This window comes from Symbioplanes lichenis, assembly GCF_030709675.1.
GTDB classification, from domain to species: domain Bacteria; phylum Actinomycetota; class Actinomycetes; order Mycobacteriales; family Micromonosporaceae; genus Actinoplanes; species Actinoplanes lichenis.
Genome location: NZ_JAUZQD010000008.1, coordinates 148,490 through 160,624, shown reverse-complemented (window position 1 = coordinate 160,624; position 12,135 = coordinate 148,490). Strand labels below are relative to the sequence as shown.

9 protein-coding genes are annotated in these 12,135 nt (G+C 72.6%); all 9 read right to left on the bottom strand.

Translation table 11 applies throughout. The features are described 5' to 3' along the window. Positions 1-231: 231 nt before the first annotated feature. A complete protein-coding gene (locus RAN62_RS20655; protein ID WP_305786334.1) occupies positions 232-999 on the bottom strand; it encodes a cell division protein FtsQ/DivIB in 768 nt (255 codons plus the stop codon). Between the two features lie 19 nt (positions 1,000-1,018). Beyond that, entirely contained in the window at positions 1,019-2,422 is a 1,404-nt protein-coding gene (gene murC / locus RAN62_RS20650; RefSeq protein ID WP_305786333.1) for a UDP-N-acetylmuramate--L-alanine ligase, read from the bottom strand. Between the two features lie 94 nt (positions 2,423-2,516). Next, positions 2,517-3,629, bottom strand: coding sequence for a UDP-N-acetylglucosamine--N-acetylmuramyl-(pentapeptide) pyrophosphoryl-undecaprenol N-acetylglucosamine transferase (locus RAN62_RS20645; protein ID WP_305786332.1), 1,113 nt, complete (start codon positions 3,627-3,629; stop codon positions 2,517-2,519). After that, positions 3,629-5,149: an FtsW/RodA/SpoVE family cell cycle protein gene (locus RAN62_RS20640; RefSeq protein ID WP_438874525.1), complete on the bottom strand. Its 1,521-nt coding sequence runs from the start codon at positions 5,147-5,149 to the stop codon at positions 3,629-3,631. Before RAN62_RS20640 ends, RAN62_RS20645 begins: the two co-directional genes overlap by 1 nt. Before the next feature lie 63 nt (positions 5,150-5,212). After that, positions 5,213-6,310, bottom strand: a complete 1,098-nt coding sequence (gene mraY, locus RAN62_RS20635; RefSeq protein ID WP_305786331.1) for a phospho-N-acetylmuramoyl-pentapeptide-transferase — start codon at positions 6,308-6,310, stop codon at positions 5,213-5,215. Next, positions 6,307-7,701: a UDP-N-acetylmuramoyl-tripeptide--D-alanyl-D-alanine ligase gene (locus RAN62_RS20630; RefSeq protein ID WP_305786330.1), complete on the bottom strand. Its 1,395-nt coding sequence runs from the start codon at positions 7,699-7,701 to the stop codon at positions 6,307-6,309. The genes mraY and RAN62_RS20630 overlap by 4 nt, the downstream gene beginning before the upstream one ends. Continuing rightward, positions 7,698-9,212 carry a UDP-N-acetylmuramoyl-L-alanyl-D-glutamate--2,6-diaminopimelate ligase gene (locus tag RAN62_RS20625; protein WP_305786329.1) on the bottom strand — a complete coding sequence of 505 codons (1,515 nt, stop codon included), beginning with the start codon at positions 9,210-9,212 and terminating at the stop codon, positions 7,698-7,700. Before RAN62_RS20625 ends, RAN62_RS20630 begins: the two co-directional genes overlap by 4 nt. Positions 9,213-9,267: 55 nt before the next feature. Beyond that, the gene (locus tag RAN62_RS20620) at positions 9,268-11,586 is read right to left on the bottom strand and encodes a penicillin-binding transpeptidase domain-containing protein (protein ID WP_305786328.1); all 2,319 of its coding nucleotides are present in this window, start codon (positions 11,584-11,586) and stop codon (positions 9,268-9,270) included. 4 nt (positions 11,587-11,590) lie between these two features. After that, complete coding sequence (gene ftsL / locus RAN62_RS20615; protein ID WP_438874531.1) at positions 11,591-12,130, bottom strand: cell division protein FtsL; 540 nt, start codon at positions 12,128-12,130, stop codon at positions 11,591-11,593. Positions 12,131-12,135: the final 5 nt, after the last annotated feature.

Below are 12,135 nucleotides of genomic sequence, written 5' to 3'. Positions count from 1 at the left end.
CGGCAGCCGCCATCGGCGTCCACTCCGTACAAGGGAGGGCGAGGAAACCCTCACCCTCTACTAGAGGCTTAGTGCTATGTCAACTACTGAACCTCAAGGGGCAACGTAAGCGGACGTGTCGCCCGATCCAAGGACCGGCGCGGCGTGTCGGCGTCCGCTTACGTGGCGACTATCCGACTCGGCCGTAACCTGTGCCGGAAAGCGCCGTTCGGACCGTTCTGTCCGAATAACTCACCGGATCGTCACGACCGTGGGCGCGCTCACATCGATCGTGTCGCCGTCCCGTTTCAGCAGCACGGTCGCGATCTGCGCCTTCGTCGGGCTCTGGGTGTCGTCGCCCCAGACGACCGTACGGCCCTCGCGCAACCCGAGGCTCACCTGCGCCGGCGCGGGCACCGAGACGGACACCAGCTGCGCGCGCAGCTCGTCGGTGAGCGAGCCGAGCACCGTCAGCGCGGCCTTGGTGTTCACGTCGCCGGGCGCGGGCGTGGTGAGTTCGGCCCGCGGCAGGCCCTTCGGCTTCTTCGCCACCGTCCGGTACGCGACCCCCTCGTCGTCGATGAGCGCGAACTGCTCGCCCATCGGCACGGCGGCCACCGGCGTCCGCTCGACGACCTGGATCTCCACCGTGGAAGGCCAGCCGCGCGACACGATCGCCCGGTCCACGGCCGGCAGCGTCTCCACGCGCGCGCGGACCACGTCCAGGTCGACCCGGGCCAGGGGCTCGCTCATCCGCACCCGGGCCGCCTGCTCCACCTGCTCGGGCGTGAGGATGTCGGTGCCGACGATCTCCACGTCGCGCACGCCGAGGACCGACGTGCCGTAGACCGTCCAGACCAGCCCGCCCACCACGAGTACGACGCCGAGCGTCACCGCCCAGGGCATGGCCGCCCGCAACCGCCGCTGCCGGGCCCGCGCCATGAAGCGCCGCACCGACGGCGGCACGGCATCGGTGTCCGCCCGCACGAGACGCCAGTTGCGCCCACCCGGCTCCGCCACGACCCCGCCCCCCGAAAGATCAGCTGTCTGCCAGCGCCACCAGCAGCTCGTCCCCCATCAGCGAGATCGGCGGCGCCCCCATCGTCACCACGACATCACCGGGACGGCTGCGCCGCACGACCTCCGCCGGAACGTCCTCCCAGGACGCCACGAAAACCTTCTTCTCCGCGGGCAGGTCGATCGCCGCGGTCAGCGCCGCGCCGCCCTCGCCCGGCCCCCGCGTCTCGCCCGGCCCGAAGACCTCCATCACGATCACCTCGTCGGCGACCGCGAGCCCCTCGGCCAGCTCGGCCTGCAGGTCCCGGGTGCGATAGACGCGGTAGGGCTGGAACACCACGAGCAGCCGTCCGTCCCCGGCCACGTCGCGCAGCGTGCGCAGGGCCGCCTGCACGGAGGTGGGGTGGTAGGCGTACTCGTCGTAGACCCGGACGCCGTTGACCGTGCCCTTGCGCTCGAAGCGCCGCCGTACGCCCGGGAAGGACGCGAGCGCCTCCGTGATCTTGTCGAGCGGCAGGCCGAGGCGCAACGCGGTGAGCACCGCCGCCGCGCTGTTGAGCCCCATGAGCCGCCCCGGCATCGCGAACGTGATCTCGCCGAGCGGCTTGCCGTCCAGCGTCGCCTGGTAGCGCACGCCCTGCACGGACGAGACCACGTCGCTGATGCGGAGGTCGGCCGCGGCGCTCTCCCCGTACGTGAAAACGGTCTTGCCCTTGGCGCGCAGCGCCTCGATCATCTCCTGCACGCCGGGGTCGTCGATGCACGTCACGACGAAGCCCTCGGGATCGGCCAGCTCGGCGAACTCGAGGAAGCCGGCCTTGAGCCCGTCGAGGTCGCCCCAGTTGTTGAGGTGATCGCCCTCGATGTTGGTGATGATCGCCACGTGCGGCCGGTAGATCAGGAACGACTTGTCGCTCTCGTCCGCCTCGGCGACGAAGTAGGAGCCCGAGCCGTGGTGACCGTTGGAGCCGGCCGCGGAGATCTCGCCGCCGATGACGAACGACGGGTCCTCGCCGGCGTGCTGCAGGATCACCGTCATGATCGACGTGGTCGTGGTCTTGCCGTGGGTGCCGGCGACCGCGATCGTGCGGCGCCCGGTCATCGCGGCGGCGAGCGCCTCGGAGCGATGCAGGATCCGCAGGCCCCGGCGGCGCGCCTCGGCCAGCTCGACGTGCTCCTGCGGAATCGCGGTGGAATAGACGACGGTGTCGACGCCGTCGAGGTTCGAGGCCTCGTGGGTCATGTGGACCGTGCCGCCCAGCGCCCGCAGCGCGGCCAGCGCCGGCCACTCGCGCAGCTCGCTGCCCGAGACGGGGACGCCGCGGGTGAGCAGCAGACGGGCGAGCCCGCCCATGCCGACACCGCCGATGCCGATGAGGTGGACATTTCCGAGGTCCTCGGCGGTCGTCTCGCCGGCCGGCTCCAAACCTGGTTTCTTTCGGTTTTCCGCCGCGGATGAAACAAGGTCGGGCGTGCTCACAGGGCACCTCTCATGCTCACGGGAAGGATCGCGGGAAGGGTCATCGGGAGGCCGCCACGGCCTCGCACACGAAGTCGAGCAGCGCCTCGTCGCCATCGCGCCGGCCTTGGCCCGCCGCGGCCGCCCCCATCGTGGCCAGCTGCGAGGAGTCCAGGGCGAGGGGGATGATCGTGCGCTCGACCCACTCCGGCGTCATCTCGCCGTCGTCGACGAGCAGGCCACCACCGGACTCGACGACCGGCAGCGCGTTGCGCTTCTGCTCCTGGTTGCTGTGCGGGTAGGGCACGTACACCGCGGGCATGCCCAGCGCGGTGGTCTCGGCCACCGTGATCGCCCCGCCCCGGCACAGCATCAGGTCGGCGGCGGCGTAGCCGAGCTCCATGTCCGACAGGTAGGGCACGACGACGTACGGTACCGGCAGGTCGCCCGGCACCTCGAACGGATCGTTGCGGCCGCCCTGCACGTGCAGCACCTGGACGCCGGCGTGGGTGATCTTCTTCGCCGCCGCGGCGACCGCCAGGTTGATCGACCGCGCGCCCGAGGAGCCGCCGGAGACGAAGAGCACCGGCAGGTCGGGGCGGAGCCCGAAGTGCTGCAACGCCTGCGGGCGGAGGGCGGCACGGTCCATGCGGGTGAGGGCGGTCCGCAACGGTACGCCCACCACGCGCGCATCCTTGAGCGACTCCACCGCCTCCGGCTGGCCCGGGAAGCCGACCGCCACGTTCTTCGTGAAGCGCATGCCCATCCGGTTGGCGACGCCGGGCGGCACGTTCACCTCGTGGATGACGATCGGGAGGTCCCGGCGCCACGCCGCGAGATAGGCGGGCACCGACACGTAGCCGCCGAAGCCGACCACCACGTCGGCCCCCACCTCGTCGACGATCAGCCCGGCCGCGTGGGCCGACTTGTACATCCGGTCGGGGGTGCGCAGCAGATCGAGGTTGATCGCGCGCGGGAGCTGGAACGCCGGGATCACGCGCAGGTCGTAGCCGGCCGGCGGGATCAGGTCGTTCTCCATGCCCTTGGGGCTGCCGAGGGTGGTGATCCGCACCTCGGGGAAGTGGCGGCGGAGCGCGTCGGCGAAGGCGAGCAGCGGGTAGATGTGACCGCCGGTGCCTCCCCCGGCGAGCACGACCGACCGCAGCAGTGCCATTACCGCCTCCTCTGTCCCTTCAGGGACGAACTCGCCCCCCTCGCCGACGAGTCCCCCTTCACGGACGAACTCGCCCCCCTCACGGACGAGGCCCGGGCGACCGGAGGACGCGACGGACCGGGCCGCCGCGGCGGGGGAAGCGGCGGCAGCGGGGCCCAGAGTAGCCGTACCCATCGGGCGGCCGGACGGGCGTGCAGGGCCCGCGCCGCGTCGGGTTCCGAGCGGGCACAGGCCGCCAGTACGCCCAGTGCCGCCATCGTGACGATGAGCGCGCTGCCGCCCGAGGAGATGAGCGGCAGCGGCACGCCGGTCAGCGGCAGCAGGCCGATCACGCCGCCCATGTTGATGACCGCCTGGGCCACCAGCCAGGTGGTGATCCCCGTCGCCGCCAGCCGCCGCCACGGGTCGTCGACGCGCCGGGCGATCCGGAAGCCGGTGTAGGCCAGCACGGCGAACAGCACCGCGATGACCATGCAGCCGATCACGCCCAGCTCCTCGGCGACGACGGCGTAGATGAAGTCGTTGTCGGCGGCCGGCAGCCAGTTCCACTTGAGCGCGCTCTTGCCCAGCCCGACGCCGAACCAGCCGCCCTCGTGGATGGCCGACCGCGCCTGCAGGATCTGGTAGCAGTAGCCCAGGTCGCAGTTCTCCGGCATCTTGAGCCACATGGTGAGGCGCAGCAGGCGGTAGTTCTCCTCGCCCGCGACGCCGGAGCCCGCGCCCCGCGACGCCGCGGCGACCAGCAGGCCGATGCCGGCCAGACCGAGCACGCCGAGCGCGGCGAAGACCTTGGTCCGCACCCCCGCCGCCCACAGCAACCCGACGATCAGCGACAGCAGCACCAGCATGGTGCCCAGGTCGTTGTAGCCGACGAGCACGAACAGCACGCCGACCACCGGGAAGAGCGGCATGGACAGCTCGCGCCAGTAGCCCAGCGCGGCGCCCTTGCGCGCGATGACGTCGGCGCCCCAGAGCACCACGCCGAACTTGACGAACTCGGCGGGCTGCAGGCCGATCGGGCCGATGTAGAGCCAGAGCAGGTGCGCGGTGATGGGGCCGGCGGTGACGGTCTCGTTCACGGAGTCCCGGGGCAGCACGCCCACCGAGCCGAGCGCCCACACCAGGTCCAGCAGGAGCAGCAAGGCCACCGCCGCGCCGAGGATGTAGACGCCGAGGAAGCGCAGGGTGCTCGCGGGCAGCCGCTGGCACACCCAGAAGCCGAGGAAGCCGAGGACGGCGAAGATCGCCTGATTGCCCACGGCGGTGAAGGCGTTGCCGTCCTCCGCGTACGCCTTCACACTCGTCGCCGAGAAGACCATGGTGAGCCCGATGACCAGCAGCAGCCCGGCGCTCGCGATCAACAGGTAGTAGGACGACAGGGGCCGCGCGAGCAGCCCGTGCACGGCCGGCAGCAGCTGCTGGCTCAGCGTCCTCGGCGGGACCGCCGCCGGCGCGGGCTGCACGGTCGCGGCCGGCGACACGGTGACCGTGGTCCGGGACTCAGGCTTGTCCTCCCCCATGCCACCCATCATGGTGGCGCGACACGCCCGGCCCCGGGAGGAGCCGGGCGTGTCGGAGGAGATCTATCCCATTGTCGCCAGGAAGTCGCTGTAGAAGAGACCGAGACCGATGGCGACGCAGATGCCGGCGACGATCCAGAAGCGGACCACGATGTTGACCTCGCTCCAGCCGGCGAGCTCGAAGTGGTGCTGCAGCGGCGACATCCGGAAGACGCGCTTGCCCGTGGTCTTGAACGAGATGATCTGGATCACGACGGACATCGTGATGATGACGAACAGGCCGCCGATGATGATCGACAGCAGCGTCGTCCGGGTCGCCATCGCGAGCCCGCCGATCAGGCCGCCCAGGCCCAGCGCGCCGGTGTCGCCCATGAAGATCCGCGCCGGCGAGGTGTTCCACCACAGGAAGCCCACGCAGGCGCCCGCCGCGGCCGCCGCGATCAGGGCGATCTCCAGCGGGTCCCGGACCTCGTAGCAGTACGCGCCCTGGTAGTTGATGTCACCGCACCAGTGCCGGTACTGCCAGAAGCCGATCAGCGCGTAGGCCCCCAGCACCAGGATCGAGGCGCCGGTGGCCAGGCCGTCGAGGCCGTCGGTGAGGTTCACGCCGTTGGACATCGACATGATCACGAAGACGAAGACGATGACCGAGCCGACCTTGCCGACGTCGAGGAAGCTGATGTCGCGGATGAACGAGATGGAGGTGCTCGCCACCGTCTCGCCGTTGGTGCTCGGGACGTACAGGGCCGCGACGCCGAGCCCCCCGCCGACCAGGAGCTGGCCGAGCAGCTTGCTGCGCGCGCTGAGGCCGCCGGAGTGCTTGAGGCGGACCTTGAGGAAGTCGTCGAGGAAGCCGACCGCCCCGCAGAAGACGAACAGGCCGAGCAGCACCAGCGCCGTCATCGTCGGCGGCACCTGGGCGATCTGCTGCTCCGGGAGCGTGGTCAGTGCCACGTGCCCGGCCACGTAGGCGAGCACCGTGGCGATGATGAACGCCACGCCACCCATCGTGGGCGTGCCCCGCTTGCCCTGGTGGGTCTGCGGGCCCAGCGTCCGGATCGGCTGCCCGGCCTTGAGCGCCGTGAACACCCGGATGGCGACCGGCGTGCCGAACAACGAGATGATGAACGCGACCGCGGCCGCGACGATGACTGCCCTCACGGGCCAACCTCCCCGGCGGCGTCGGCGCGCAGCGCGTCCGCCACTTTCCACGTCCGGTACCGCGACGCCTTGACGAGCACGATGTCGCCCGGCCGCAGATCACCCATGACCGCCTCGATCGCCGCGTCCTGGTCGGCCGCCGCGATCGCCTCACCCTTCCATTCCGGTACGCGAGCCGCGCCGTCCAGCACCGCCGGAGCAGCTTCCGCCACGGCCACCAGCCGGCCGACGCCCAGCTCCGCGGCGAGCCGGCCCACCTCCTCGTGCCCGCTGACCTCTTCGTCACCGAGCTCGGCCATGTAACCCAGCACCGCGACCATGCGCCGCTCCCGGCCCATGGCGGCCAGCGCGTGCAGCGCCGCGGTCGTGGAGGACGTGTTCGCGTTGTACGAGTCGTCGATCACCGTCACGCCGTCGGGCCGCTCGAAGACGTCCATCCGCCGCTCGGACTTGATGGTCACCTCGCCCAGCGCCTCGGCCACGGCCTCGACCGGGAGGCCGGCCTCGAGGGCCGCGGCGGCCGCCGCGAGGGTGTTGGCGACCTGGTGCCGCCCGGCCACCCGCAGCCGCACCGGCACGCGGCCGTCCGGCGTGACGAGGGTGTACGCCGCCCGCCCGCGCTCGTCCACGGTCACGTTCTCGGCGCGTACCGTCGCGGCGGCGGACTCGCCCGTGAGCACGACCCGCGCCTGGGTCCGCGACGCCATCGCGGCGACCAGCGGATCGTCGGCGTTGAGCACCGCCAGCCCCTCGGCCGGCAGCCCCTCGACCAGCTCGCCCTTGGCCCGGGCGGTGCCCTCGACCGAGCCGAACTTGCCGATGTGCGCCGCGCCGACGTTGAGGACCAGCCCGATCCGCGGGTGCGCGATGCCGGTCAGGTAGGCAATGTGGCCGACCGCCCGCGCGCCCATCTCCAGCACCAGGAAGCGCGTCTCGGTCGTGGCCTTCAGCACGGTGTACGGGAACCCGAGCTCGTTGTTGAGCGACCCGGCCGGCGCCACGGTCGGTCCCAGCTTGCTCAGCAGCTGCCCGACGTAGTCCTTGGTCGTGGTCTTGCCCGACGAGCCGGTGAGCCCGACCACGGTCAGCTCGCTCAGCCGCCCGACCACCGCCGACGCGAGCGTGGCCAGCGCCTCCAGCGGCTCGGCGACGACCACGCCGGGCTGACCGACGTCGCGCGTCCCGAGGTAACCGGCGGCGCCCGCCGCCACGGCACCGGCGACGAAGTCGTGGCCGTCGACGCGCTCGCCGGCGAAGGCGACGAACAGGCCGCCGGGCTCCAGCAGCCGCGTGTCGTACTCGACGGGCCCGGTCACCGTGGCGTCCGGGCCGGCGTTGACCAGCGTCCCGCCGGTGATCGTGGCGATCTCCGCCAGCGTCATCCGGATCACTGCGTTCCTCCCAAGCTCGCGGTCAGGGCCGCGGCCAGCTCGATGCGGTCGTCGAACGGCAGCACCTCGCCGTTCACCTCCTGGCCCCGCTCGTGTCCCTTGCCGAGGACGGCCACGACGTCGCCGGGGCCGGCCAGTCGTACCGCCTCGTCGATGGCGGCCCGGCGGCCCGCCACCTCGATGATCTTCGCCGGCGCGCCGGCCTCCTCCGCCCCCCGCCGGACCGCGGCGCGCACGGCCGCCGGGTCCTCGGTGCGCGGGTTGTCGTCGGTCACCACGACCACGTCGGCGCCGCGCGCGGCGGCGGCGCCCATCAGCGGCCGCTTGCCCCGGTCGCGGTCGCCGCCCGCCCCGATGACGCAGACCAGGCTGCCGCCGCGGGCCGTCGCCAGCTCGCGCAGGGCGGCCAGGGCGGCCACGATCGCGTCGGGCTTGTGCGCGTAGTCGACGACGCCGAGCACCTCGCCGGGGGCGTCGACGCGCTCCAGCCGGCCGGGCACGCCCGGGCACGCCGCGATGCCGTCCGCGGCCACCCGCGGGTCGATGCCGGCGGCGACGAGACCGGCCAGGGCCAGCAGGGCGTTCGCCACGTTGTGCAGACCCGGAAGAGCCACCCCCGCCGGTACGGGACCAGCGGGCCCGTGCGCGGTGAAGCGCTGCCCCGCACCGTCCACCGTGACGTCCGAGGCGGACCAGGTGGCCGCGGTGTCGCCGGCCGCCGAGTAGCTGATCGTGGCCGGCTTGAAGAGCGGCCGCAGCGCGGCGTCGTCGGCGTTGAGCACCTCGAAGCGGCAGCGGCCGTCGAAGAGGCGCGCCTTGGCCGCGAAGTACTCGGCCGAGTCCGCGTGGAAGTCGAGGTGGTCCTGGCCGAAGTTGGTGTAGCCGCCCACCGTGAACCGCACGCCGCCGACCCGGCCCATGACCAGCGCGTGGCTGGAGACCTCCATGACCACGGCGGTGACGCCCTGCTCGACGGCGGCGGCCAGGATCGCGTGCAGGTCGGTCGCCTCGGGCGTGGTGCGCGAGCTCTTGACCACCGAGTCGCCGATGCGGGTCTCCACCGTGCCGATCAGGCCGGTCTTGAGGCCCGCGGCGCGCAGGCCCGACTCGACGAGGTACGCCGTCGAGGTCTTGCCGGCCGTGCCGGTGAGCCCGATGATCGTCAATCGCTCGGCCGGGTTGCCGTAGACCGCCGAGGCGATCACACCGAGTGACTCCCGGGGGTCGTCCACCACGACGACGGGAACCCCGGCGGCGGCCGCGAGCTCCCGCCCGCCGGGGTCGGTCAGGACGGCCACGGCACCGGCCGCGACCGCCGCGGCGGCGAACTCCGCGCCGTGCCGCCGGGCACCCGGCAGGGCGGCGTAGAGATCGCCGGAACGGACCTCGCCACTGGCGTGCGTCACGCCGGTGACCTGGGCGTCCGGGCCGGACACGGCGGCGTCGACCAGACGCGCCAGGTCGGTCAGCCGGGACGGCCGGACAGTCTGGGGACGGGGAATGCCGGACACGGCGTCAGACCCTACCCGGTCACAGACTTCTGGTTGCGAACGCCATACGGGAGCGCTATTCCATCCAGTCGAACTTCGGCGCAGGGGTACTGGACGGTGGCACATGGTAGGCGGTGAGGGTCGCGGCCATCATCTTGCTGAACGCCGGGGCGGCCACGTCGCCGCCGGTCGTCCCCTCGGGCACGTCGGCGAAGACCGCGACGACGTACCTCGGGTTCTCCGCCGGGGCCATGCCGATGAACGAGCTGGCGTTGTGGTTGGTGTACTGACCCTCGATCGGCTTGTTGCCGGTGCCGGTCTTGCCCGCGATGCGGTAGCCGCCCACGGCCGCCTGGGTGCCCGTGCCGTCCTGGGCGTCGACGACGGACTCCATCATCTCGCGCAGGTCCTGCGACGTGGACGCGCTGAGCACCCGGTGGGTCTCCGGCGGGTCGGCGGGCGTCACGGTGCCGTCCTTGCCGGAGATGGTCGCCTTGATGAGGTGCGGCTGGATGTAGACGCCGTCGTTGGCGATGGCGGCATAGCCGCCGGCCATCTGGATCAGGGTGGCGCTGACGCTGAACCCGATCGGCACCGAGCCCCACGACGAGTCGCTCCAGTCCTCCGGCGCGAGCAGCTGCCCGGCCGCCTCGGCCGGCATGCCCTCGTTGGCCGGCCGGCCCAGCCCGAACTTCTGCTGGTACTCGTAGAGCTTGTCCTTGCCCAGCATCTTGCCGATCTGGATCGTGCCCACGTTCGACGAGTAGGCGAGCAGCTGACTCACCGGCACCTTGGACCCGGTCGTGAACGTGTGGTGGTCGCGGAACCACGTGCCGCCCACCTTGATCGCCGGGGCGACCGTCACCGTCGAGTCCTTGGTGATCAGGCCCTCCTCCATCGCCGCCCCGACGGTGAAGGCCTTGTGCGTCGAGCCCGGGTCCGAGACGATGCTCGTCACCGTGTCGACCCGGTCCTTGGCGTCGTAGTCGAGCGCCTTCTGGGCGTTGTAGGTGGGATAGCTCGCCTGCGCCTTGACCTCGCCGGTCCGCACGTCCATCACGACCGCGCCGCCGATGGTGGCCTTCTTCTCCTCCATGTATTCCTGGAGATAGCGCTGCACCTGGAACTGGAGGTCGCTGTTGATGGTCAGCTGCAGCGACGAGCCGGGCTTGGCGGCGGTCTCCCGGCGGTAGCCCCCGGGGATCTCCTTGGCCAGGTCGCCGTTGCCGACCTCGTAGACCTTCTCGCCGTCGGTGCCCTTGAGCAGGTCGTCGTAGCGCGCCTCGAGGCCCTCCAGGCCGGTGTGGTTGTCGCCGGTGAAGCCGATGAGGTTGGCGGCCAGGTCGGCGCCGGGCACCACGCGCACCTCGTCGCGGCCCGAGCCGATGCCGTCCAGGTCGAGCTTGCGGATCTGATCGGCGGTCGCGACGTCGACGCCCCGGGCCAGGTACTCGAAGCGGGACGGGCCGCCGCCGGGGCGCTTCTTCTTCTGCATGAGCGTCGCCAGCTTGGACTGCGGCACGCCCAGCAGCGGCGACAGCTTCGCGGCGGTGGCGCCCGGGTCGCCGATCATCTCCGGGTCGCCGTAGATGTAGCGGGCCTCCACGCTGTGCGCGAGCTCGGCGCCGTTCTCGTCGAGGATGCTGCCGCGCGGGGCGGGCAGGACGACCTCGGTGAGGCGCTGGCTGCGCTGCTTCTCCAGGCTCTGCGCCTGCGCCGGCGAGTCGACGACCTGCAACACCACCAGGCGTACGCCGATCGCGGCGAAGAGCGTCAGCGCGAGGACGGTGCCCAGCCGCAGCCGGCGCGTGCTGTTCGCGAGCTTCGGCGGCTCGGGCGGCGCCGCCGGGACGGGCCGGCGCGTGTTCCGGGCCACGTTGCGGGCCGGGCCGCCGCTTCGGCGCGGGTTGGCGGTGGCGCGGGTGCGTCCGGCCCCTGCGGTCGCGCGCGTCGCCTCACCCCGGCCGGGCCGGGCTTCCGTACGGCCGGAACGCGCTTCGGTCCGGCCCGAGCGCGTCTCGCCGCGGGCCGGACGGGGCTGGCGTTCGCGCTCACGGTCGGACTGCTGGGCGCGTACGCGGGCGCCCTTGCCCTTTTCTTGTGGCTCTTCGTCCCGCTGGCGGGGCGGCGGGGTGTCCTCGCCGCGCCGCCGGTCCCGGGCCGACCGGCCGCCGTCCAGCACCTGCAGCGCCGGGCGGAACGGGTCGTTGGTGCGCCCGGCGCGCGGGGACCGGGTGCGCTGGTCGCCCTCGCGCACCGTGCGCCCGCGCGGCGTGTAGGCCCGCGCCTCGCCGATGCCCCCGAAGCCGCGCCCGCTCTCCCGGCCCTCTTCTGACGAAGCGCCGCGCCGGGGCTCACGGCCCCGGCGCGGCGGCTCGTCGTCGCGCGGCGTCATCGCGCTACTCGCCCGCGGCCGTCGTCGCCGGCGCCCCGGACGGCGGCTGCTGCGCCGTCACGGCCGGCTCGCCGCTGCCCGGCTTCGGCATGCCGAACACCTTGCCGTCCGGCAGCCGGATCCAGGCCGGCGAGTTCGCCTTGACCAGGCCCAGCCGGCGGGCGGCCGCGTCGAGGCTGCCCGGCATCTCGTTGGCCGCGATCTGGTTCTCCAGCGTCTGCTGCCGGGCGTCCAGCGCGTCCTGCTGCTTCTGCAGCGTGTCCAGTTTGAACGAGTTCTCGGCCGTCTTCGTGTTGATCAGCAGGATGCCCAGCACGCCGGCCACGACCACCGCCACCACCAGCGCGATGAACGGCGCCCGCGGCGCGTTGATCGGCATCGGCGGCGCGACCCGCAGCCGCGGTGCCGCCGCCGTCTCGCGCGGCTGCACCCCCGGCTTCAGCGCCGTGGCGCCCTGCGTCGGGAAGTACTTGCTGCCCCGGCCCGGCTTGCGCCGGTCGTCCCCCTGGCTCGCGGTCCGGCCCCCCGACCGCGCTGCCTGCATACGCT